Annotated in this window: 21 protein-coding genes; 13 read left to right on the plus strand and 8 right to left on the minus strand. The window is 48.9% G+C overall.

Translation table 11 applies throughout. From position 1 onward, the window contains the following. Nucleotides 1-28 precede the first annotated feature (28 nt). Both ACKU40_RS17235 and ACKU40_RS17240 read right to left on the minus strand, forming a co-directional pair. Nucleotides 29-1,426, minus strand: coding sequence for a glutamate decarboxylase (locus tag ACKU40_RS17235; protein WP_320174020.1), 1,398 nt, complete (start codon nucleotides 1,424-1,426; stop codon nucleotides 29-31). Between the two features lie 50 nt (nucleotides 1,427-1,476). Next, a complete protein-coding gene (locus ACKU40_RS17240; RefSeq protein ID WP_320174021.1) occupies nucleotides 1,477-2,928 on the minus strand; it encodes an amino acid permease in 1,452 nt (483 codons plus the stop codon). A gap of 635 nt (nucleotides 2,929-3,563) precedes the next feature. On the opposite strand from ACKU40_RS17240, the gene ACKU40_RS17245 reads away from it, so the two are divergent. The 13 genes from ACKU40_RS17245 to ACKU40_RS17305 all read left to right on the plus strand — a co-directional run bounded on the left by ACKU40_RS17245 (nucleotide 3,564) and on the right by ACKU40_RS17305 (nucleotide 17,416). Then, a complete protein-coding gene (locus ACKU40_RS17245; RefSeq protein ID WP_320174022.1) occupies nucleotides 3,564-5,117 on the plus strand; it encodes a BCCT family transporter in 1,554 nt (517 codons plus the stop codon). Between the two features lie 114 nt (nucleotides 5,118-5,231). Then, nucleotides 5,232-7,112 (plus strand): alkaline phosphatase family protein, encoded by a 1,881-nt coding sequence (locus tag ACKU40_RS17250; RefSeq protein WP_320174023.1) that lies wholly within the window; start codon nucleotides 5,232-5,234, stop codon nucleotides 7,110-7,112. Between the two features lie 207 nt (nucleotides 7,113-7,319). Further along, nucleotides 7,320-7,601 (plus strand): DsrH/TusB family sulfur metabolism protein, encoded by a 282-nt coding sequence (locus tag ACKU40_RS17255; RefSeq protein ID WP_320174024.1) that lies wholly within the window; start codon nucleotides 7,320-7,322, stop codon nucleotides 7,599-7,601. A 12-nt stretch (nucleotides 7,602-7,613) separates the two neighbouring features. Further along, a complete protein-coding gene (locus ACKU40_RS17260; protein ID WP_320174025.1) occupies nucleotides 7,614-8,012 on the plus strand; it encodes a DsrE family protein in 399 nt (132 codons plus the stop codon). Between the two features lie 11 nt (nucleotides 8,013-8,023). Then, nucleotides 8,024-8,356: a DsrH/TusB family sulfur metabolism protein gene (locus ACKU40_RS17265; protein WP_320174026.1), complete on the plus strand. Its 333-nt coding sequence runs from the start codon at nucleotides 8,024-8,026 to the stop codon at nucleotides 8,354-8,356. Nucleotides 8,357-8,376: 20 nt separating this feature from the next. Further along, a complete protein-coding gene (locus ACKU40_RS17270) occupies nucleotides 8,377-8,808 on the plus strand; it encodes an OsmC family protein (protein ID WP_320174027.1) in 432 nt (143 codons plus the stop codon). A 113-nt stretch (nucleotides 8,809-8,921) separates the two neighbouring features. Beyond that, complete coding sequence (locus ACKU40_RS17275) at nucleotides 8,922-9,503, plus strand: hypothetical protein (RefSeq protein WP_320174028.1); 582 nt, start codon at nucleotides 8,922-8,924, stop codon at nucleotides 9,501-9,503. A 127-nt stretch (nucleotides 9,504-9,630) separates the two neighbouring features. After that, the gene (locus ACKU40_RS17280) at nucleotides 9,631-10,635 is read left to right on the plus strand and encodes a DMT family transporter (RefSeq protein WP_320174029.1); all 1,005 of its coding nucleotides are present in this window, start codon (nucleotides 9,631-9,633) and stop codon (nucleotides 10,633-10,635) included. Nucleotides 10,636-10,646: 11 nt separating this feature from the next. After that, complete coding sequence (locus ACKU40_RS17285; protein ID WP_320174030.1) at nucleotides 10,647-10,922, plus strand: hypothetical protein; 276 nt, start codon at nucleotides 10,647-10,649, stop codon at nucleotides 10,920-10,922. 149 nt (nucleotides 10,923-11,071) lie between these two features. Further along, a complete protein-coding gene (locus ACKU40_RS17290; RefSeq protein ID WP_320174031.1) occupies nucleotides 11,072-12,541 on the plus strand; it encodes a sigma 54-interacting transcriptional regulator in 1,470 nt (489 codons plus the stop codon). A 572-nt stretch (nucleotides 12,542-13,113) separates the two neighbouring features. Next, nucleotides 13,114-14,058 carry a DMT family transporter gene (locus ACKU40_RS17295; RefSeq protein ID WP_320174032.1) on the plus strand — a complete coding sequence of 315 codons (945 nt, stop codon included), beginning with the start codon at nucleotides 13,114-13,116 and terminating at the stop codon, nucleotides 14,056-14,058. Beyond that, nucleotides 14,051-14,914, plus strand: coding sequence for a YitT family protein (locus tag ACKU40_RS17300; RefSeq protein WP_320174033.1), 864 nt, complete (start codon nucleotides 14,051-14,053; stop codon nucleotides 14,912-14,914). The genes ACKU40_RS17295 and ACKU40_RS17300 overlap by 8 nt, the downstream gene beginning before the upstream one ends. 240 nt (nucleotides 14,915-15,154) lie before the next feature. Next, nucleotides 15,155-17,416: a mechanosensitive ion channel domain-containing protein gene (locus ACKU40_RS17305; RefSeq protein ID WP_320174034.1), complete on the plus strand. Its 2,262-nt coding sequence runs from the start codon at nucleotides 15,155-15,157 to the stop codon at nucleotides 17,414-17,416. Nucleotides 17,417-17,484: 68 nt separating this feature from the next. Here the strand turns inward: ACKU40_RS17305 and ACKU40_RS17310 are convergent, their stop codons facing one another. The 6 genes from ACKU40_RS17310 to ACKU40_RS17335 all read right to left on the minus strand — a co-directional run bounded on the left by ACKU40_RS17310 (nucleotide 17,485) and on the right by ACKU40_RS17335 (nucleotide 23,813). Further along, nucleotides 17,485-18,657 carry an ABC transporter permease gene (locus tag ACKU40_RS17310; RefSeq protein ID WP_320174035.1) on the minus strand — a complete coding sequence of 391 codons (1,173 nt, stop codon included), beginning with the start codon at nucleotides 18,655-18,657 and terminating at the stop codon, nucleotides 17,485-17,487. Continuing rightward, a complete protein-coding gene (locus tag ACKU40_RS17315) occupies nucleotides 18,654-19,322 on the minus strand; it encodes an ABC transporter ATP-binding protein (RefSeq protein ID WP_320174036.1) in 669 nt (222 codons plus the stop codon). Before ACKU40_RS17315 ends, ACKU40_RS17310 begins: the two co-directional genes overlap by 4 nt. Further along, entirely contained in the window at nucleotides 19,322-21,073 is a 1,752-nt protein-coding gene (locus ACKU40_RS17320; RefSeq protein ID WP_320174037.1) for a PAS domain S-box protein, read from the minus strand. Before ACKU40_RS17320 ends, ACKU40_RS17315 begins: the two co-directional genes overlap by 1 nt. 8 nt (nucleotides 21,074-21,081) lie before the next feature. Continuing rightward, complete coding sequence (locus tag ACKU40_RS17325; protein WP_320174038.1) at nucleotides 21,082-22,662, minus strand: TolC family protein; 1,581 nt, start codon at nucleotides 22,660-22,662, stop codon at nucleotides 21,082-21,084. A 305-nt stretch (nucleotides 22,663-22,967) separates the two neighbouring features. Continuing rightward, nucleotides 22,968-23,135 (minus strand): hypothetical protein, encoded by a 168-nt coding sequence (locus tag ACKU40_RS17330; RefSeq protein WP_407944296.1) that lies wholly within the window; start codon nucleotides 23,133-23,135, stop codon nucleotides 22,968-22,970. A 150-nt stretch (nucleotides 23,136-23,285) separates the two neighbouring features. Continuing rightward, nucleotides 23,286-23,813 carry a C-GCAxxG-C-C family protein gene (locus ACKU40_RS17335; protein WP_320174040.1) on the minus strand — a complete coding sequence of 176 codons (528 nt, stop codon included), beginning with the start codon at nucleotides 23,811-23,813 and terminating at the stop codon, nucleotides 23,286-23,288. Nucleotides 23,814-23,826 lie beyond the last annotated feature (13 nt).

Here is a 23,826-nt window from a genome sequence, read left to right on the forward strand (position 1 = left end):
ATTACTGAAAATCTGGAGCGGTTTATTTTTATTTGGCGGAGTTGTGTGAATAGCCGCCGTACTCAGCTCCGAGGGAGTTGGTTACCGGGTTCTTTTCAAAGTAATCCAGACACCTTTTCATGTCTTCGATAAGCAGCGAGCCGAGGTCTCGGCTGACACCGTGGCGGACAAGAATGCGCATCAGCACCAAGTCTTCGCGGTGGGCGGGCATGGAGTAGGCCGGAACCTGCCAGCCTCTGGAACGCAGCTTGTCTGAGAGATCGTAGCAGTTGAATCCCGGACTGCTGCCTTCTTTCAGGGACCATGAAACAGCTGGAATTCCGCCTCTTCCATTGTAAACAATGTCGAACACACCCAGCTTTTCAATCTCATCTGCAATATATGCGGCCGTGTCGTAGCAGGCCTGATGTATTTTGCGGTAGCCTTCTTTGCCCAGACGCAGGAAGTTATAGTATTGAGCCACAATCTGGCCTCCGGGGCGGGAAAAGTTCAAAGCGAAGGAAGGCATGTTGCCGCCCAGATAGTTGACCCAGAAAATGAGGTCATCGGGAAGGTCCTCGCGGTCACGCCAGATGACCCAGCCCACTCCCAGAGGAGAAAGGCCGAACTTGTGACCGGAAGTGTTGATGGATTTCACGCGCTTGATCCTGAAATCCCATTCAAGGTCCGGGTCGCAGAACGGGGCGATGAATCCTCCGCTGGCTCCGTCCACGTGAACAGGGATATCAAGGCCGGTTTCTTCCTGAAGCTTATCCAGAGCTTCGCAGACTTCTTTGACCGGTTCGTAGTCGCAGGTGAATGTCACCCCAAGGGTGGGCACTACTCCGATGGTGTTTTCGTCGCAGCGCTTGATCACTTCTTCGGGGCTCATTATCAAGCGGTCCTTTTCCATGGGGATTTCACGCAGTTCAACATCCCAGTACTTGGCGAATTTATGCCAGCAGATTTGGACCGGTCCGCAGATCATGTTCGGTTTGTCCACAGTCTTGCCTTGTGCTTTCATCTTCTCGCGCCAGCGCCATTTCATGGCCATGCCGCCGAGCATGGCTGCCTCGGATGAACCCGTAGTGGAGCAGCCTAAGGTGTTTGCTGCATCCGGTGAGTTCCAAAGGTCGGCCAGCATGTGCACGCAGCGGTTTTCAAGTTCAGCTGTCTGGGGATACTCATCTTTGTCGATCATATTTTTGTCCACGCACTCGTCCATGAGCTGGTGGATTTCAGGATCTACCCATGTGGAGCAGAAGGTCGCCAGATTCTGGCGGGAGTTCCCATCAAGCATCAGCTCATCATGAACTACCTGATATACATCTCTTGGAAGGTGTTCTTCTTCAGGGAATTTATATTTGGGCATGGTCAGGGAAAGATCAGATGAGGCGTAAATATCATCCAGCAGTTCTGCCCTTATCTTGTCCTTTTCGTGCAGCATGTCATAGCTCCTGGTTAATTTGTTTTATTTAAGAGATGATGCCGGGCCGATTACCGGTCCCGTTTCCAGTCCGGTTTTTTCAAAGCGTTTATCAGTAAAGGAATACCCACAAATACAACCATGCCTGCGGCGACAAGGGCGACATACAGTGCCGGATTACCTACCTTAAGGTTTGTGGGCGGGAAGAATCCGACGATCAGGGCAAAGACCACTCCCAAGAGGCCGATGCCGGCGACAGCGCATAGACCGACCAGTCCACCCGGGACCTTATATGTCCGTGGCAGGTCGGGGCGGGTGTAGCGCAGTTTGATGGCTGCAGCATACATCATGATATACATGACCAGATACAGAGTCACGGTCATGGCTGAAATCATGAAGAAGGCCACGCTTACATTGTCCATGACGAAATACAGTCCGGCGAGCAGGCTTACTATCACAGCCTGAATCATGAGAATGTTGATCGGCATTCCGTTCTTGTTGGTTTTTGCCAGCAGGGGAGGCAGTTCTCCCTGATCTGCAGTATGCAGAAGCCCCCGGCTGGGGCCGCTGATCCATGACATAACCCCGCCGATGGCTCCGAAGGCTACAAGCAGTCCGATTACGGGAGTCATAAAACTGAGGTTGAATTTAGAGAGAAGCATTTTAAAGGCTTGCATTAGCCCTGCTGTCAGGCTGATTTCATGAGCCGGAATTACTGCAGCCACGCAGAGTGATCCAAGAGTAAAAAGCAGGAAGATTATAGCAGCTGCCAGAAACATGGATTCCGGGAATTGTTTGCCCGGATCTTCAAGTTCATTGGCGTGAACCGCATGAACTTCCACACCGGCGAAAAGTAGGATGATCCCGGCAAGGAAGGCCACGCTTCCAAGTCCGTTTATGCTGGGAAAGAGCCTTGCATGGGGAAGTTGTCCCGCTGCTTTTTCCGCAGCTTCAACAGCCGGTGAAACCTGCAGGAACTCAAGGGGATTGCCCATATTTACCCAGAGCAGGCCGAGCACGATGATCAGGATTCCGGGAAGCACTGTTCCCAGCAGGACCCCGTATTTGGTTACCTTGCTGACAAGATCAGTTCCGGCAAGAGTGATGAAGGTGGCCCCCCAGTACGCAACCAGAATTACTGAACCGGTATATGCGCCGCTGTTGGCCAATCCGGGGTCCATAAATAGGTATGCCAGAGCTCCGGCGGCAAATCCAAGCACCGTTGGGTACCAGACAACATTCTGGATCCATTGTAGCCAGATTGCCGTAAATCCCCATCTGGAGCCGAAAGCCGCTTTGACCCAGGTGTAGATTCCTCCTGATTCTTTGGAAAAGGCTCCGCCCAGCTCTGCTGCGACCAGCGAGGCTGGAATAAGAAAGATAAGAGTGGAAAAGAGGATGTAGAAAATCATGGATAAGCCTTCGCGGGCCATCATAGGAAGACCGCGCAGGCTGCATACCGCCGCTACGGTCATCATGGAAAGGGTAAACACCGACAATCTTTTTTTTGCAGGACTTGGCATAAGCAGTATTCCTTATACATTGTAATGGTATCCGTGATAAGATCTGTGCAGCCTTCTTCCAATATTTCTTAAGAGTTTACAGTTAACTTAAATTTCTACGACACTGAGTGGAAAAGATCAACCGGAGACAATAAAAAAGGCTGTAACTTATGTCTTTAACAATAAATTTGAGGAAGTTTGCGCAAAAATAAGGTGGCTCTTGTTACATTCGTAGCTTTCTTAGACTAAGAATAGATTGATGAGGTATGATATACAGAGGGTGTAAGTAATAAGTGACAGTTTTTGTTGTATGGCGACAAAAACGTCGTAAGGGCTTTCAAGCCTGATAATTCGATTGTTTTGCCTGTTTTTTACGATTTTACGACACTATCGTCGTATGCATCAGAGAATGTAAAATTCGACTATTGCGCCAACTTTCACAAGCTGTGCGTGGGTTTTCGTGAGTCCTTACTATTTTGGCCCGTTTATTGCTCAAAAGGGGTCGATGCGGCTGCAGACGCATTAGCATGGATCTCATGCACCAAAGGGGTGATTGCCGGATGACCGGCAGTTGCAAGATAGCACAATCAACAAATGCTCTTTACTGATAATTTTATATAAAAGAGTTGCAAGCGTACTGACTTAAGGGAGGAAGTATGGCTACAAATGGTAATGGTGAAGGGGCGGACCTTCGACCAGATTTAAAGATCCTTGTTCCGGCTACGCTGGTGCTTTTGGGCATCATCGCTTGTTCTATTCTTTTCACCGAGGCAAGTGAAAAAGTTCTCAAAGCGGCTTACTCCGTTTTCACCCATAACACAGGAACTCTCTACCTTTGGGTAACCGTAGGTATGATGATTTTGTGTGCGTTTTTCATGTTCTCCAGCTACGGCAATATCAAGTTTGGTGATGAAGATGAAAAACCTGAATTCAATAACTTCTCATGGATCGCCATGATGTTCTGCTCCGGTGTTGCCGGTGCAGTTATGTTCTGGTCAATTGTTGAGCCTCTGTTCAACCTGGCTTACCCCCCAAAATTTGCAGAACCCCTGAGCAGGGAGTCCTTTGAGTGGGCTATGTCCTACGTTCTGCTGCACTGGGGACCGGTAACATGGCCTTGGTACATGGTTACCGCATTGCCCATCTGCTACATGTTCTATAAGCGCAAAAAGCCTGTTCTTCGTATCAGTGCTGCTGCAGAACCTGTTCTCGGCGAGAGAGTCAACGGCGGCATCGGCAAGGGAATCGAGGTTTTCTTCATCATCGGTCTCATGTTCTCCAATGCCGCTGTTATGGGCGTTTCCGTTCCCATTGTTAACCACGCTCTGGCCCAGACTCTCGGCATCGAACCCAGCTTTACCCTCGAAATGATCATTCTCGCTGTCAGTGCGGTAATTTTCACTGCCAGTGTTTCCATGGGTCTGAGTAAAGGTATTAAGCTCCTTTCAGATGCTAACGTAGTTATCGCCTTGTCCATGGTTTTCTTCTGCCTCGTGGCAGGTCCCACCGTGTTCATCATGGATAACTTCACCAACTCTTTCGGTCAGATGGTTGGTAACTTCTGGTCCATGATTTTCTGGACCGATCCTTACACCAAAGGAACCTTCCCGCAGGATTGGACAATCTTCTATGCGTTGTGGATGGCTTCCTACGGTCCTTTCATGGGGCTGTTCATCGCCCGCATTTCCCGCGGACGTACTGTAAGAAACGTAATCGGTATGGGTCTGGCCGGCGGTATTGCCGGTTCCTACATGATCCACGCTGTATTCGGTGGTTACACCATGTGGGCACAGCTCACCGGTGTTGTTGATGCTGTAGGTGTACTCAAAGCCAGTGGCGGCCCTGCTGCTCTGGTTGCTGTTCTGAGCACCCTGCCTGCAGGTCATGCCGTACTCATCGGTTACTGCGTATTTTCCACCATCTTCCTGGCTACCAGTGTAGACTCCTGCGCATATGTAATTTCCTGCTCAGCGACTACCAAGCTGGTTCCTGGACACGAACCTACTCGTGGTCATCGTTTTTACTGGGCTGCCGTTCAGGCAGGTCTGGCACTTGCGGCGATTACCATGGGCGGTCTTGGTCCGGTTAAGATCTTCGCGAACTTTTCCGGAGCACTCATGCTTATCCCCATCGCATTTGCGGTAGCGGCATGGTTCAAGATGGTTAAGGAAGATAATGCGCTGCTAATGTGTTGCAAACCCAAGAATTAAACAACCTCGCGTAGCAAAGGGAAAGACCCTTGAGCCCTGACGGATAACCCTCTCAGGGGTCTGCCCTTGCGCAAGAGAAAAAACATAAGTAGTTGAAATAAAAGGAGAAATGAAATGGCAGCTAAAGCGAAAAGAGTAGCACTGCTCGGATTTGACTGCGCAATTCCCAAGAGACTCGAAGCTCTTATTGAAGAAGGCGCACTGCCCAACTTTAAAAAGTTCAAGGCCGAAGGCTCTTATATGACTGAAGGGTACAACATGCCTACAGTTACCCCGCCTTCCTGGGCTACCATCTGCACCGGTGCATTCCCCCGCACCCACGGAGTAGAGGACTACTACTATTACAATGAAGGTGAGTCCCTTCACTTCTCCAAGTGCGTTCAGGCTTTCGGCTCTGATATGCTGACTGCCCAGACCATCTGGGATGCATGGGATAAAGCCGGTAAAAAGTCTCTCGTTGTCAACTACCCCGTTTCCTGGCCTTCCAAAATGGAAAACGGCATCATGGTTCAGGGTGAAGGTCTTTCCCCTGCTGAGCACCGCTGGCAGATCGAAGGTTACGAACACAAGGAATGGCTCTGTGCTGAATCCTGCGTAGCTACCGATTTCTACCCCATCGGCGTTCAGGCCCGTTTCGAAGAAGCAGAAGGCTGGAAGAACATCCCCGAAGAAGTTGAAGATCAGGAACCTCTCGAAATGGTCATCCCCATGGAATTCGGCCATGCTATGGATCCCCTCAAGCCCCAGACCTGGTACGGCCTGACTTGGGAATCCGAAGATGACGGTTACGATATCTTCGCTCTTTGTCCTGAAAAAGACTTTTCCAAAGCTTTCTTCACCATCAAGCTGCGTGAGTGGTCTGATGTAATTGAATCCAATTTCACCATCGAGTCCGACGGCCGTGTTGAAAAAGGCTACTTCCGCTGCAAGCTGATGGAACTCTCCGATGACGCTGAAGATTTCAAACTGTACATCTCCGGCATCAACGGCACCAAAGGTTACTGCGCACCTGCAGATGCTCTGCAGAATGTGGACTTCACCAAAAACATCATTGCTAACGACATGGGCTTCGTAGGTCATGCCAACGGCATCATTGATGACGAAACCATTCTCGAGCTGGCACAGTTCCACTCCGAGTGGATCACTGAAGTTCTGACCACCCTTATGAAGGACAACCCGGATTGGGATCTGGTCTACATGCACACCCACCTCATCGACTGGTTCTACCATGGCTTCCTCGACAAGATGGACAGCGATGATGAAGCAGTTCGTGAACACGCTTACAACCTTGAGCGCGCAATCTACCAGATCGAAGACAGATTCCTCGGCAACATGATGGCAATCATGCCTGAAGATGCACTGACCTGCCTGATCTCCGACCACGGTGCAACACCCATCGGACCTATCCTCAACACTGCTGAAGCACTGAAGCAGGCCGGTCTGACCGCTTATGAAGCACGTGAAGGTGAAGGTAACTTCTTTGATGAGTCCGAAGGCTTCAACTACGAACTCATCCCCGAGAAATCCAAGGCTGTTCCCCAGCGCTACATGTTCGTCTACGTAAACCTCAAGTCCAAGTACCCCGGCGGTATTGTTGAGGACGAAGATTACGAAAAAGTACGTAATGAAATCATCGACGCACTTTACGACTACAAACACCCCGAAACCGGCGAGCGTCCTGTAATGTGCGCCATCCCCAAAGAAGACGCAAAAGTCTTCGGTATGGGCGGCGAGCAGGCCGGTGACGTTGTTTACGTTCTCAAGCCTGAATATATGGCTGAACACGGCTACGGTTTCCCCACCGGTGAATCCGGATGCGGTTCTCTCAAGAACGTCATGATTTGGCGTGGTCCCGGCGTTAAGCAGGGCTTTGTATACGACCGTCCCCGTTGGCTGGCTGACGTTGTACCTACCTTCTGCCACGCAACCGGCAACCCGGTTCCCGCAGATACCGAAGGTGCAATCTGCTACCAGATCTTCGAAGACGACAAGTAATTATATTTGACCCCCCATGGGTCATTTCACACCCGATTCCGCTTAAGCGGAGCGATTTTGTCTCTGAAATCGCTCCGCCAGCGGGGCCTGGATTCAACGGAACTTCGGCTCGTTCAGTCCGGACCCCGGAACAGGGTGGGGCATTCCTTGAAACAATCCCGCAGCTCCAGTGAGGGGGAGGTGGGGAAAAGAAATGGAGAACAATTAATGCTCTTTTTCGTAAATAAGCCGGAAGAGAAAGTCCTTGAGCGCATCGCGCTTGTTGGAGGCGATGAGGACAAAGCTCTGCTTCTGGTTGGTGATGCCGTTGTCCTCGGCACCGCTCACTGGGAAGAAAAATTCGAAGATATGGATGTGGAAGACATCTATGTGGCTAAAGATGCCGTGGAAGCCCGCAACATCGAACTCAGCGACAACTGTGAAGTAGTGGACTACGCCAAAATGGTCGACCTGCTGCTGGGCAGCGACGAAAAAGTCGTTTCACTTTAAGGAGAATGTGAGATGTCCAAGACTCTGACCATCATGCTTATGTCCGGTTCCGCTGAGAATGAGGATGCACAGTTCGCAACCAATCTCGCTGAAGCAGCCCTTGAGAAAGGGCACAAGGTACAGATGTATCTTTTCGGCAATGCCGTAAATATTTCCAAGAAAGAAGAGCCGATTGAAGGCGATCTGCATATTGCTCCCAGACTTGTTGATCATATTGAGCCCACTAAGAACTTCGAGCGTGTGGCCCGTCTGATTGAAAAAGGCGCTGATATTTCCACCTGCCACACCAACGAGCATGCCCGCGGCATTGAATCCAAGGAATACGTTGAAGGCGTTAAATGGGGCGATGTCGGCGGTTCTTTCACTAAATACCTGATGACTTCGGACGTATTGCTGTCCGTGGGCCACTAAGGAGGAATCCCATGATCAATTCTGCATGTCTGATTGTATCCAAGCCTCTTGGTGTAGAAATTTCCGCTCTCGGTATCCGCACTGCATGGGCCTGTCACCAGAACGGCTTCGAATGCAAGCTGGTTTTCGTCGAAGAAGGTGTTTGGTGTCTGACTGATAAACCCGGCTACCATAACTCCATGATCAAGGATTTTCTTGGCGAAGACGGTGAGGTCGTTTGTGTCCGTGAAGACCTTGAGAAGCGCGGTATTGATGAAGATGCGCTGGTGGATGGTGTTGAACTCATTGATGCTGATGAAGTGGCCGAAATCTGTGAAGATTTCGAAACCGTCAACTATTTCTAAAAGAATTTGAGGGAAGGAAAATGTCCAGAGTAGAATTCGAGCGTCTTGATGAAAACCGCGATTTTTTCAAAGTAGGTGCTAAAGCTGTTCCTGAAATCATCATGGATTTCTCAAGCATTACCCCCGAAGAGCGCAATCAGGAGAGCATGGGCTCCCGCATGCTCTGCGTTGCAGCTCTTGCCTGTTATACCAACACCTTTGTCAACGCTCTTGAGCGCAACGGCGCGGAAGTTAAGTCCATGACCGGCTCTGCTGAAGCCGGCAAGGACAAAGATGAAGTGATGCGTACTCGCTACACCGAACTGGAAATTAATATCGAAGTAGGTCTTGATGAAAAGGACCGTGAAATTTTCGAGACTGTAAAAGACAACATGCTCAACGGTTCCCTGCTGACTTACTCCCTCGAGGAAGGCATGGAAGTTGACTATAACCTGTCCATGAAGGCCGTTTAATTAAAACGACTTAACCAATACAGAACAAAAACAACTATTAGGGATTCATAAGGCCTGCAGCCGTTAGGCGAAAAGCGCAGCAAATCCCGACATAATTCAAGGAGAAAAATAAAATGGCAGATAAAAAAGTAATCCTCTTGGCTTGTGGTTCCGCAGCAGTAGACGCAGACGGCGCAACTCTTTCAAAATTCATGAAAAAGACCGCTTCCGTAGCTTCTTTCGACAATGCAGACGTTGCTGCTGCAGTTTCCAAAATTGAAGGCGCTGCTGTTGTCGCTCCCGAAGGTGTGGCGAAGGTTTTCGAAGAAGACGGTGCTTTCGCTGTTGTTGAACTCGGCGATGTTGACGGCGCTGCTCTTGAAGCTGCTGTTGCACATATTTCCGACGCTGCTGACCGCCGCACCCTGATCGTTATTTCTTGCAACGAAGGTCTCTACTTCGCAGGTCTCGGCATCAACAAGAAAGCAGGCAAAGTTGAGCGTTCTGCTAACGCTGCTGATGTCATCGCAACCATCTGCTACATAGCTGACCTGCCTGTTACCGCAGACTGCACCGGTGGTGTTCTCTATCAGGTTCTCAAAGACCCCAACATGAAGATCAAAGAAGTAACCAAGCTCAAAGAAGCTCTTGCACGCATGGAAGTTGCTCTGCAGCGTGACAACCGCGAGCCTTGGGACAAACATGATTGTGCTTAATCGCCAATCGGTTGATTAAAAGAATGTCAATGAAATCAGAGGGCCGGAGTATTCCGGCCCTTTTGTACTATTTATACAAGTGCCGTGAGCCGGGGGTGTGGTGTCACGTGAATGGGGGGATGAACATATGAGCACTGCAAGCGCGACCACCCTTGAAGGCCTGAAACTGAAACAGGATGTGGGGTTTGCAAAAAAAGGGCTTTTCTGGGCCCTGCTTTCCGGTATCACTTGGGGTTTTGATGGTGTTGTTTTGGCTCTGGCTTTCGGCATTGCTGCCTTTGCTGATGAAAGTCACTGGCTGCTGGCCCCGTTGACTGTAGCCGGTCTTCACGACAGTTTTTCCGCTTTCTGGCTGCTTATTTACAATGTGATTACCGGCAGGATGAAGGAATTGGGCCGCACTCTTCGCAGTAAGCCCGCACGTCTGGTTATGCTCGGTGCTGTTTTCGGCGGTCCGGTTGCCATGTCCTGCTATTTTCTGGGGGCTAAATTTGCCGGAGCGGCTTATGTAATGCCCATCACAGCACTTTATCCGGCTGTAGCTTCCGTCTTCGCTTCAATTTTTCTTAAAGAACGTATCTGCAAAAGAGCTTGGATCGGTCTGGTCATGTGTATTGTCGGTGGTATTGTCATCGGCTACACCCCTCCCGAGGGAGCTGTCGGCTCCGAATTCTACCTCGGCATCATGCTCGCTCTCATTGCCACTTTCGGCTGGGGAGTTGAAGGGGTGCTGGCTACCTCAAGTATGGACTTCCTTGATCCTGCTGTTGCCCTCAACGTTCGCCAGCTTACTTCCACAATAGTTTTCCTGACAGTTGTTCTGCCTCTTGCCGGCGGTTGGGATTTGATTATTCCCGCACTGACCAGCAACTTGCACTGGGTTTTCCCTGTTGCTGCTTTTGCCGGAGCTCTTTCTTACCTTTGCTGGTACCGGTCCATGAATATGACCGGTGTAAGCCGTGCCATGGCTATCAACATCACCTACTCCCTGTGGGGCATCTTTTTCAGTGCGATTTTCACCGAAATAGAGATCACAGTTTCACTGCTTATCGGTGCAGCAATTATCACCATCGGTATGATCATGGTTGTCGGCAACCCCAAAGATATGGTTAACCTTCGTAACGTGGATTAAGGAGACAAGTTATGAATGTGCAGGTCCATAAGCCTCTCAAGCTTTATATTGCAGAAATTTTCGGTAACGGTGAACCTCTCGATGTTAAAGGAATTCATGAACTTGTCAGCGCCTATTATCCCGGCGAGAAATATTGTTCTGTCTCCACCATTTCAGAACACCTTAAGTCTCTTAAGGCTGTTGGAATTCTGCATGAGGAAGGTTCTTATGTAGATGAAAAGGGTGAACTTGTGTCCGTTTACCGCATCTCTGAATATGGCTTGGATAAGCTTCACAAGGCTCAATAGTTATTTGCGGCTGGCCCATGGATTGGGTCAGCCGTTTTTTTAAGAATGTATTACATACATAATGGTATGCTTTTTTTGCTTGCACTAAATTAAATTGAGACATAAGTGTCGCGACATAAGTGTCGTACGCGTTTGAAGGAGGGGTGAGCATGAATAAACCTACATATGATGATCTGTTTGAAAAATGCGGTAATTTCGAAGAGCAGATCAAAGCTTTTAAGGAAACTGAGAAGGAGCTTAAAGAAAGCAAACTTCAGTTGACCCGGCTTTTTAATAATCTTCCGGGTATGGTTTACCGCTGTTCTCTTGACGAGAATAATCACCCGACACTCGATTTCGTCAGTAAGGGGTGCAGTGATCTTTTTGGTGTTGTTCCTGAGTTTTTCACAGACCAGCACACCAACGTCATGGAAACTCTGGCTCATCCGGATGATCTGTCTTCCATGCGTACGGAGCAGAATGCAGCAATCCTGAATCGTCGTCCCTACAAGCTTCTTTATCGTGTCTGCCTCGATTCCGACCGTCGTAAATGGATCTGGGATCAGGGTGAATGCGTCTATGATGAAGGCGGCAAGCCGACCTACCTTGAAGGGATCATGATTGACATCAGTGCCCAGAAGCTGCGTGAATACGAACTCCTGCAGGAAAACCAGAATTTACGCGGAACCTTGGAAGATAGGTTCAGGTTCGGTTCCATTATCGGCAAGAGCAATGGAATGCGTGAAGTCTTCAAGTTGATCATGAAGGCCGCCAAGCGCGACTCAAATGTAATTATCTTCGGTGAGACCGGAACCGGTAAGGATCTGGTAGCCCAGACTATCCACGAACAGAGCGGGTCTGAGGGGGCCTATGTTCCTGTTAACTGTGGGGCTATTCCTTCCAACCTTATGGAAAGTGAATTTTTCGGTCATACGAAAGGGGCTTTTTCCGGCGCTACATCAGACCGTCAGGGCTATCTTGCCGCTGCCGACGGCGGTACCCTGTTTCTAGATGAAGTAGGGGAGATTGATCTGGCCCTGCAGGTAAAATTACTGCGTGCACTTGAGAGCCGGCTTTATACCCCGGTAGGAGCAACTGAGCCTCGTTCATCAAATTTCCGGCTTATTGCCGCCACAAACCGTGATCTGAGCGAGCTGGTCCGGCAGGGGCTGATGCGTTCTGATTTTTTCTTTCGCCTGCACGTTTTGCCGATCCATGTCCCGCCTTTGAGGGAAAGGATCGAAGACCTGCCTTTGCTCATCAATGAATTTATGGCCCGTTATCTTGGTCGCACTGATTCCTTGCCCCGGATTCCCGGAAAGATCAGGGCAGCTATGGACCATCACCATTGGCCCGGAAATGTCCGTGAATTACAGAATGTGCTCGAACGTTACCTTACTTTCGGGGAAATGGTTTTCAGTGATCTGGGAATTCACACTCCGGAGGCCGGTCCTGATGTGGGAGAAGCTGTGAAGTTGTTCGAATCAGGATCAACTTTTACTGAAGCAGTTGAATCTTTTGAAAGGCATGTCCTGCTTAAAGCCTTGGAGCGTAATCATTGGAAAAAAGGGACTACAGCTGAAGAGCTGGGCTTAAACATGCGCACAATGCAGCGTAAATTAAAAAAATACGGGCTTTAGATCTTTAGTTGATATGTCATTTATGTCACGTTGCGACATTCATGTCGTTTTAGGTGAAAATGATTTGAATTAGGGTGTTTTATAGTATTTTATATGTGAAGGGCGACACTTGTGTCGTCCTTTTTCTGTTTTAGATTATGTAGTGTTTTAAAAAAACATATAAATCAATGCGTTATGTGTGTGGCACAACATATGCTTTATGGCAGAATGATTGTGCTACCGGTTTTTTTCGAAACAAGACATAAGCCTTGATCGAGTTAAGCTCTTGGAAAGCAGTTGGGCAAATTAAAGGTGAAAAGCCGTAGGACCCGCGGTTTTTTAAGCTTCGGGATATGCAGAATATTTATCTCTTTGGCTGCAGCATCCTCCTAACCGGAGTTCTCCACGCAATGAATCCGGTTTCCGCCAGAATCGTCACCTGCCCCACTTTCCAAGAGCTTGTCCGGTAACGAGATATTTGAACCGACATCCTTGAAGTACGGAAATTTTCCATCGGCATATTTCCCACAAAGAGGTTTAGGCCTGCCCGCTGCATAGCTGGCGGGCCATTATAATATTTTAGGAGCTGGACAATGAAGTGGAGTGAATTCAAGAAGACTCAGAAGGCCGGATATATTTTTATTATTCTTGGTATTCTTAACTGGAGTGGAAACTTTGTTGCTGCACGGGGACTTGCCGGAACCATAGATCCGGCAACTCTCAATCTGCTGCGCTGGATATTGGCCACGCTGATTTTTCTCCCTTTCGGAATCAAGGCATTCATTAAAGAGTGTCATCTTGTTGCCCGCTACTGGAAAGAGCTTTCCGTCATCGCTCTTTGCGGCATATCCCTTTACGATACTCTTGTTTTTATTGCCGGAGAGACTTCAGAAGCGTTGAACATGTCCCTTATTTCAACCATGTCTCCGCTGCTTACCGCTTTGGTCGCCCAGTTTTTTATGAAGGAAAAGCTCAAGCCGAGCATGTACGCCGGGATTGCCGTCAGCACCTTCGGAGTTGCCCTGTTGGTTACTGACGGCAGTCTTGATGCTTTGCTGAACATGCGCCTTGCCAAAGGTGATCTGCTTATCCTCTGTACAGCCATGATGTCCGCCATTTACAATACTGTTGTAAATAAAGTCGCCGGAAAGATCAGCCAGACAACCCTGCTCATGTCCTGCTGCCTGTTCGGATCCATGTACATTATCCCTTTGTATTTATGGGAAACCGGTGGTCGGATAGCGATGCCAGAGTTCACTTATAATCTCGTGGTTTCTCTTATTTATCTTTCTGTGTTCGCTTCAATTCTCTGCTACCTGTTCTGGAATATGGCAGTTGAAGCCATAGGAGCTTCCAAGGCAGCCCTGTTTTATTATACACTGCCTCCGGCTAGTGCGGTGGTGGCCTGGTTTGTTATTCATGAGCCGGTGAATATGAATCAGGTTTTCAGCGGTATGATAATTCTTGCCGGAATTATCTTTGCTTTATATGGTGGCTCTTTTAATTTTATGAGGCGTAAGGCACATAATTATGGATAATAAATTCAGAAAGATCAGCGATTCCATTGCTTGGAATATTTTCCTGATGGCTGTGGGGTCGTTTGTATTCATCATAGGATATAACGGCATTGCCGCACATCACGATTTTGTGCCCGGAGCTCTTTACGGGTTTGCCGTTGTAATGCAGAAGATATCACCGGAACTTTCTTTGTCCCGGTGGTATTTGCTTTTGAACGTTCCCTTATTTATTCTGGCTTGGAAAGGGGTCAGCCGCAGGTTCTTTTTTCTTAACCTGCTGACCATGTCTCTGGTTACATTGATGACTTCATATGTTCATCTTGACCTTGGCATTCAAAATGAGATGTATGCGGCCATCGCTTCCGGTGCCATTATGGGAGCCGGGTGCGGGATAATTTTACGGACCTACGGCGGCGGGGGCGGACTTGATGTTGTGGCGGTTATCCTCAACCAGCGTTATGGGATCAGGTTTGGTGTTTTTTATTTTGTAATCAACGCCTTTGTCATGAGTTTCGCGCTGAGCAGATTCACTCCGGACAAGATCATTGCTTCGCTGGTCATGCTCTTTATCAGTTCCGTATTGACTGAGTATGTGCTTTCGATTTTTAACCAGCGCAAGGCTGTGCGTATTATTTCTCGTAAGTCAGAGGAAATTGTTAACGAGATTACCCAGAATAGGAAAATGCACGCGACCATTATTCAGGGCAAGGGCGGCTATTCCGGTGAACGTATCGATATGGTTTATTCCATTACCGATAACCTGCGTTTACGTTCCCTAGAACAGGTTGTTTTCGATATAGATCCCGAAGCCATTTTTGTGGTTGAGAATACCTTCAGCGTGATCGGACAGAATATAAACAGGCGCAAGGCTTATTAATATTTCCATCTCCACATCCACATCCACATGAAGGGGGCTCGGCGTTTTGCTGCAGCCTCCTTTTTCTTTTGGGAGGACCAAGTCGCCTCCTTGCTGTTGAGCGTTGAGCAATAGAATAATTACGGTTTTGTATTGTACGTGTATCTCTGCTTAAAAGTATTATGAATATAGTTTATACGTAAAATAAAGCGTGAATAGTTTGCTTCTTAAAATCTTAAATGATGCTCTTGCGAGGCGAATATGATTCGAAAGACAAACTTTTTATATGTGGTCTTAATGGTAGCGGAGCTGTTCTTCCAGACACCTAATACCTATGCCGTAGATGTACCCGGATCGATTGCGGACATGATGCCTGTTAAAAATACCCCGGCTGTTGTTCAGACTCTTCCGGAAAATCTGTCACCGGAAGAGGTTGATTCTATCCTTCTCGGAATGCCGAATGAGCAGGTCCACCAGATGCTCATTGCGGAGATGCAAAAAGAAGCCGCCAAGTCGAAATCTGTAGCTGTACAGCCTGTCGGGTTCCAGAAATTCAAGAACGGGATGGCCCATGCTTGTGAGCGTATTTTTGCTTTTCTTTCAGTGGCGGCTGTTGCGCAGGATGAAGTTCCCAATGTCTTTCGTTCTATTCTGGGCAGCAACCGGAATATGAATCCGGGGGAACATGGATTGGTTCTGCTCCTGCTGACTTTTGCCTGGGTCGGGGGCATGTTCGGTTATAGGGAAATGACTGCCGGGTTGCGGGCTAAGATTTCGCAAATCCCGGAATATGCACTCTGGTACACGAAGATGGGCCGTCTGTTATTTCGGGCCTGTATCAATGTTATAGGACTGGTCTTTATCTCTTTTGCTCTCAGTGCAATTTATCTGCTTCTTTTGCATGACGGAACCTCCGGGAGGCCTGTGCTTGCTGCATGGCTGCTTTCAATGGCAACTTTCGAAATGATCGGTCTTGCTTCCCGTTTTCTGCTGGCTCCTGATGCGCCTTCCTTGCGTTTTTTTAATCTGCATACAGATACCGCCCGGTATATGCATCGCTGGACCCTTCGTATAGCTGTTGTGATTGCTGTGGGTGTTCTTTTGGATACCCTCATCCGGTTGGAGCACAAAAGCGAAACAATATATCTGTTGGTCGGTTCATGTGCTGGATTTGTCGTAATCTCAATCCTTTCAACACTATTCTTTATTAACAGGTTCAATATCAGGGCGTTCATAATTGCCCGCACCAGTGTAGAAAGTATGGGCAGGCAACTCGCCGGATTCTGGCATGTCGGTGCTCAGGTCTATCTCTGGAGTCTCTGGATTTTCTGGGAATTGACTCTTGTCGTACTTGGAGCTGATGCCATGCTCCCCGGATTCATGACTCTGCTGGCCTTACCTTTCTACTTTCTGGCCGATTTGGGAATTCGGAAGCTGATAGTTTTTGCTGCTGATTTTGTTGTTTCATCAAATGATGCAGATGATATGGATGGTAATTATATCAGCCGTTTTCAGTCGTTTTTGGTATGCAGTTTCCGGGTTCTTTTGTTTTGCGGAATTGCTTTTGATCTTATTGATGTCTGGGGATTTGATTTCGATCTCGGCGAAAGGGTAGTCAGTGCGGCTTTTGAATCAATGTCCGCTCTGATCATGGCCTATGTGGTCTGGATTTTTGTCAGCCGCTTTTTTGAACGTAAGATCGCCGAAAAAAGGAAAGATGAAGGGAATTGCTATGAGGGTGATCGTTTCAGCACCCTGTTGCAACTGGTTAAGACGTTCCTGTTCGCCACAATTTTTGTAGTGACAATGTTGATCGTCCTTGCGGCTCTTGGTGTGAATATCGGTTCGCTCATTGCCGGGGCCAGTGTTTTCGGTATTGCCATTGGCTTTGGTTCTCAGACTTTGGTTAAAGACATAATTTCCGGTATTTTCTTTCTTATGGACGATGCCTTTCGAGTCGGCGATTACATTGAGACCGCCGGAGCCAAAGGAACCGTTGAGGCTATTTCTGTTCGTTCCATCAAGCTGCGTCACCATCGCGGTTTTTTGTACACTATCCCCTTCGGTGCCATGGAAGTGGTTAGAAACAATACCCGCGACTGGGCAATCATGAAATTGCATTATCTGGTGCCCTTTGACACCAACGTGAAGAACGTCAAGAAGATTATCAAACAGATTAATATGTCCATTCGTGCTGATGAAGAGTTCAATGAAATGCTTCTCGACGATATTAAGTGCCAGGGCGTTGTGGCTATGGAAGAGTATGGCATGCGGATGCGTCTTAAATTCATGACCCGTCCGGGCAGCCAGTTCACAATCCGTAAGCACGTGTTGGCAATGCTCAGGGAGAAATTTGTGGAAGCCGGAATTGAGTTCGCCCGGCCCCGCGTCTCGGTACAGATTCCCGACGGTGCGGAACTTTCGGATGAAGAACGGACTTCCATTGCTGCTGCAGCCTCAAATGATGAGGATAAGCGCCTGAAAGCAAAGGTGGTTATTCCTGAGGCCACTGCAGTACCATAAAAGGATCAAGCCGGTTTTTTTCGGGGGCCGGCTTGATGTTTATGTGTGTAGTTGGTGCAGCTGTCGAATCAGGAACGCAAAGCGTCAATGGGGCTTAAGGCTGAAGCCTGCCGCGCCGGGTAGTAGCCGAAAAAGATGCCTACCGCCGCTGATACCCCTACTCCGAGTATGACCGCTTCTTCGGAAACAAAGAAACTCCAGCTTGCAAAATTGCATATGATGGCCGTGGCCCCGACCCCCAATGCTGTTCCCAGCATTCCGCCGATGAAGGAAAGGATGATGGATTCCACCAGAAACTGGAACTGGATGTCTTTGCGTTTGGCGCCGATGGCCCGACGGATGCCGATTTCTTTTTTACGTTCTGAAACCGAAACCAGCATAACGTTCATGACTCCTACGCCGCCCACAATGAGTGAGATGGAACCGATGGCTCCCAGCAGAGCCGTGAACATGCGCATCTGCTTTTTCATCTGGGCCACTAATTCTTCCGCGCTGGTGACCCTGATTTCGGTCTTGGATGTCAGTTTGAAATAACTTTTAAGCTGTTCGGTGGCCTGCTCACTGATGCCGCTTTCTATCATGCGGGTTCCGAAAGTGTTTATCTGCGGGCGGTCCTGACTGCGCATGGCGGTCTTGACGGGGATCATGATCCCTTCGTTTATTTCGTAGGGAGTAAAGGTTCCCATGGGTACTGCATCGGCAATGCCGATTACGGTGTAGATGCGTTCGTCAAAGATTACCTGTTTACCGATGGGATTGCTTTCCCCCTGCTCGCGCAGCCATTTTGCCTTACTGTCACCAAGGACGCAGAAGGCGGAATGTCCGTCCAAATCGGAGATAAACCTGCCTGCACCGATAGGGATCTTGTAGAGACGCGCAAATTCTTCCGTAACGCCCAGCGCGGGGCAGGATGTGCGTTTGCCTGAAAATTTAAGGTCACTGTAAAATGAGACATAGGGGGCCACCGTGCGGATGGTGGAACATGCCTGCGGAATCTTGAGTACATTCTGGAGATTAAAGCCAGTATCTATGCCCCCCCCGTATTCCTGCTGTACGGAGCAGACATCGGTCCCCATTTCCTTGAATTGGCGGATGACTTCATTTTCGACAATCTGACCCACGGTGACCATGGCGATTACCGAACCGATGCCGATGACAATCCCGATCAGGGCCAGTAAAGAGCGTTGTTTAGCGCCCATAAGTGAACGGAAGGATTCCCTTATGTTTTCACCCAGAATCATGCTCCCTCCAGTCTGCCGTCCCGCATGCGGATGGAACGTTTACAACGTTTTGCCAGACCGGGGTCATGAGTGATGATAACCACGGTTATGCCTTCTTCTTCGTTCAGGGTCAGGAAAAGGTCCATGATGTCTTTTCCTGTCGCGGTATCAAGTGCCCCGGTGGGTTCGTCAGCCAGAATAAGTGAAGGCTCCCCGCACAGGGCGCGGGCAATGGCGACCCTCTGCTGCTGGCCGCCGGAAAGTTCATTGGGACGGTGGTCTCCGCGTTCGCCCATGCCGACCTTGGTCAGCATTTCTTTAGCCAGCGTTTCCCGTTCTTTTTTGGGCACCCCGCGATAAAGCAGCCGCAGGCAGACATTATCAAGGGCGGTCAGCTTGGGCAGCAGATGAAATTGCTGGAAGACAAAGCCTATTTCGTGATTGCGAATGGCGGAAAGTTCATCATCACTCATTTTATCGGCCAGTTTGCCGTTGAAGCGGTATGTGCCGGAACTGGGCTGATCAAGGAAGCCCAGAATGTTCATAAGAGTTGATTTTCCGCAGCCGGACGAGCCGAGGATAGCCAATAGTTCGCCTTCGTCAACCTTGAGGTTGACCCCTTTGAGCACTTCGACTTCAACCGTGCCCAACAGGTAGGATTTATGTACGTCCTCAATGTTGAGCATCAGAACGCTTCCGGATTAAGCAGGATGGTTGTTCCCGGTTCTATGCCGGAGAGGATTTCTACTTCATTGATGGTGGTGTATCCGGTTTCAACCTCCACTTCGCGGATGGTTCCGTTCTTCTCCCTGATCTTCAGAAATACCTTGCTTCCATCCCGGTTGATGGCTGTGAAGGGGACCATGATTGCGTTCATGTTGGAGTATGTTTCCACCTGCATATTGGCTGTCATGCCGATGCGAACATTTTTGCTTACATCCTTGGGCAGGTTGGGCAGACGGATGGTGGTCTCGAAGGTAGGCACTTTGCCTTCTCCACCTGCCTGTGAGGAAATCATGGCGATTTCGCCTTTGAGTTTGTGGTCCGGGAAGGCGTCTCCGGTAACTGTGACCGGTTGGCCCAGTTGCAGGCTGTTGATGTTCAGTTCGTCCACCTTTGCAGATATGGACAAGCCTTCAAGGCTGGCAATGGAGAGCAGCGGCTGTCCTTCGGTTATACTCATGCCGCTGGTGATCTCCTTGGCATCCCCGTTTTTAGAGTTGGGCCGTAAGGCTACCCCTGATACTGGGGCGGTCACCATTGCCCGGGACATTTTTTCTTTGAGGGTGTTGTAGTTGGTCTCTGCGTTGGCAAGTTCCATGCGGGCTATTTCAATATATTCATTATCCCCTTTGTTGAGCACATCGCGGTAGTTTTCCTGACATGAAACGAGCCGGGATTCATTATTCTTCAGTTCCTGAAATGATGTGTCGTACTGGTTTCTGGGGATAATGCCCTTCTCAAACAGCATCTTATCTTCATCTGCCTTGGCTTTTGAACTGCTCAGAGTACGTTTGGCCTGTTCCAGTTCACGTCTGGCCTTGAGAACTTCGGATGTGTTTTTCCAATTGGTCAGCTCATAATATTTCTTACGGGACTTGATGTATTCGGTGAATGCCGAGCGCATCTTGCTGGCGATTTCAGAGGTGTCCAAAGTGATGATAGTCTGATTACGGGGTATTCTTTCCCCGTAGAAAAAGTCGGTTTTGGTGACGATTCCGCTGAAGGGAGCGACGAGAGTAAGTTCCTCCAGCGGGGCTACAACCCCGGAAAGGGAAATGGAACGAGAGAAGGGACGGGTGCTGACTACCATCTTTTGGTATTCTGTTTTCTCGTTTGATGCGGGCGCAGGCTTGAATGTCTCGGGTATTTCCACGAAAGCCGGGTTGAACCAAAAGAATGCCCCAACTGCGCAGAAAAAGCAGAACACGGCTGCTATAATTATGAAGCGGACTTTTTTTCCTTGGGTGAGCGAGTTTTGCAGGGCCTTGTTGGACTCGTCGGCATCGCGCATGGCCTGCGTCAGTTCTTGATTCAATTGTTTTTCATCCTGACGCATTTTTTCTATTTCAGTGATGTCGCGCAGGACCAGAACAGCTCCGCAGGATTCTCCGTCTTTGTCTTTCAGGCGCGAAACGCTGACTGAGAGGTAAATTTTTTCTCCGTCTTCTTTGTAGTAGGGGGTTGCCCTATTGCTGATGGTGCAGTCTTTGTAAATCGTGTCCAGCAGGGTCTGCATGAATTCATCATTCTCTTCGACCGGAGGAACAACAGCCATAAGTGGCATGCCTTCCAGTTCGTTTCCGGAAATACCCAGCATCTTGGCAAGAGCAGGATTGGCTCCGGTTACGATCCCTTTATTGCCCAGGATCATGACTCCATCGTTCATGACTTGAAGTATTGTTTCCCGAAGAGGGGTGTCGAGCATATTATCCATGAATCTTCCTACCACCATGTCCAGACCAGTGGGCGGATTTTGTTATTGAGGTCTTCTTCCAGTTGCCTGTCATTATGTTTGAATTCAACATGCCATGTTTCCATGGTTGTGCCTAGGAGCTGGTCAAGAATAAGCAAAGATTGAACATAAGTAATCTGCTTGGAGGTTTCCGCGAGCTGGGCCTGTACCAGTTGGTTCTGATATGAAACCACCTCGAAGTTGGTGGTCCGGCCTACCATCAGTTTGGTGTTTTCATTTTCCAGCTGCAGAGCTTTGAGCTCGGTGTTCTTTTTAGCCAGTCCAATCATCTTCCAGCGCATTCTTACGTCCCGCACGGCATTGGCAACTTCGGTCTGTAAATTGGTCTTGGCCCGTTTCAGTTCCAGCTTGGCCTTGCGTTTATTCACCTCGGCAGTAAGAAGCTTTCTTTTTCTCTCCAATTGATCATCGCCCCATATATTGATGGGTGCCGAAAGTTCAATTCCGGCTGAGAGTTCATCTGCACTGGTGGAGGCGGAGTAGGAGTTCTTTGATGTTTGTGTTTCTTCATAGCCGCCCTTGAGGTCCAGCTGCCATTCGCGTTCATTCTCAGCCATCATTGCGTTGATGTTAGACTCTGTGACCGCAAAAACCTTGTCCATGTATGTCTGGTTGTTTTTCAGTGCCACCAGCATGCATCGTTCGTAATCTGGCTCAACGTCCCGTATTTCGTCCTCTACCGGCTCAATTTCAAGATTGGGGTCCATTTCAAGATGGTTAAGCAGGTCGCGGCGCGCTTTATCGAGGCTGTTGCGTGCTTCTTCAAGTGAAAGCCGTCCAGAAGCCACATCTGCTTCGGCTTGAACCACGTCACTGGCGGACATGCGGCCCATGCTCTGTTTGAATTGGTTGACTTCCAGCAGCCGTTCCGAGCGTTCAAGAGCCTGTTTCTGGATTTCCAGATTCTCTTTGGCTTGTTTGAATGTGAAATAGTAATTGAGTCCTGAATTTATCAGCTGGCTGAGGTTGTCGCGCAAGCTGAGAATATTACGTTTGTCGGTAATGCGGGCCAGCCGGATGGAGGCCATGTTGTAATCAATTCCCGCACCTTTGAGCAGGGGCTGGGTCAGCTCGATACGCCACTTGGAGGATGCTTCACGGGTGTATTCTTTTGAGCGCGTAACAGAAGAGTCCCCGTCGTAGCTCAGGGTTCCGTCACTGTTTTCGGAGTATTTATTATCCCAGACAAAGGAGAGGGTGCCCCCGGTGGGGATTTTTTGGGTAATGGAAGCCTTGCCTCCGGCATTCCATTTTGAAGCCGGGGTCTGGGTGCCGTTATCGGAAATGCGCATGTTGCGCTGGAAAGCTTCAGCATTGAAGGAACCGTCAATATTGATGACCGGTTCGAATTTGGCTTCCGCTTTTTCAAGATCAAATTTTTCTGTAACGCGTTGCAGGTAGTTGGTTGCAACATTGGAGTTGTTGCGGATGGTCAGCCTTACCACTTCATCCATGGACAGGGTTAAGGTGCCGTTATTTACATGTGCCGTTGTTTCGTTCTCCGCATAAGCCGGTAGGCAAAGGGAAAAGGCACAAATAAATGACAGCAATAGAACCGTCTTGATTTCTCGCAGTAGCTTGGCAGTAAGATTCATTGGAGTAATAGGTACAGAAATATTGTTGTTAGGTTCTCCGAAGGTAAAAGTAATGGCCCAACTTAATACTAAAGCCTCTTTTCGTAAAGGAGGGATCGATTGTTGGGGTGTTGAAATGAAAAAAGGGGTGCGTGAAAGTTGGGTTGAATTTTGCTTTTTGATTTATTTCAGATAAAAAAACGGACCTGCAAGGGAGGTCGCAGGTCCGTTAATTCGCGAAAGGAGTTTTCGCTTAAGGGGTATATGGTTCTTTCAAGGAGTTATGCGCTGAGTGCAGTCAGAACAACTTCCTTGTTCTCGCTGAAAGAGAGGGAAAAGTCTTTTCCGTATTTGGTGAGGAAGTCTTCTTCTGCGATAAATGAAACATCGCTGACTTCAATTTTAACGTCATCATCTTCATCTGCTTCGTCAATGCCCAGACCGAGCACGATTTTAGCGTGTCAGCCGCCGCCTACCTTGTATTCTCTCAGGCGAACGCAGCTTTCCTCATCTTCGTCTTCAAGCATATCCCGGAGCTTATCAAGCATTTCTTCGGGAACAGTTACATTAAACATATTTTCTCTCCATTAATGTTTTATTTATATCAAAGCGGTTTGATCCGCTGTTGAGTCTTTTATGAAGGGTGCGGAGCAGCGTTCTTCATGCTGAACCACTGCTTCCGGGTTAAGGAGCAAACGGGTGCAGATTGCTGTTGCGGACTCTACGTAATCAAGGCATATGCCTTTGGTTTCTGCTTCATGGTCGCGGTCCCGGCTTAAGATACGGCAGCAGACTGATCCGTGTTCAGCCATAAAGCTGTCGTGCAGTTCCTTGGAAAGGGAACGAACCTGATCCTCGCCGGCGGGGAGTGGCCCATTGCAGAGAATCAGGGATAAACCCATGACCGCACCGGACAGGGCTCCGCAGATACAGCCTGCGTCACCGATGCCGCCGCAGAAACCTTTGCTCAGCGCAATTGCCATTTCTTTGCTCAGACCTCCGCCGAATTCATGATTGATGGTCCAGAGCACTGCTTCGGAACAGCACATGGCATCGCTGCCGTAAAGTTCCCTGGCATTGCGCCCGGTGGATTCGCAGATCAGCTTTTCAGTCTTTGAACAGTTCATTTCATTGCGCCGT

This window comes from Maridesulfovibrio sp. (genome assembly GCF_963666665.1).
Lineage (GTDB): Bacteria > Desulfobacterota > Desulfovibrionia > Desulfovibrionales > Desulfovibrionaceae > Maridesulfovibrio.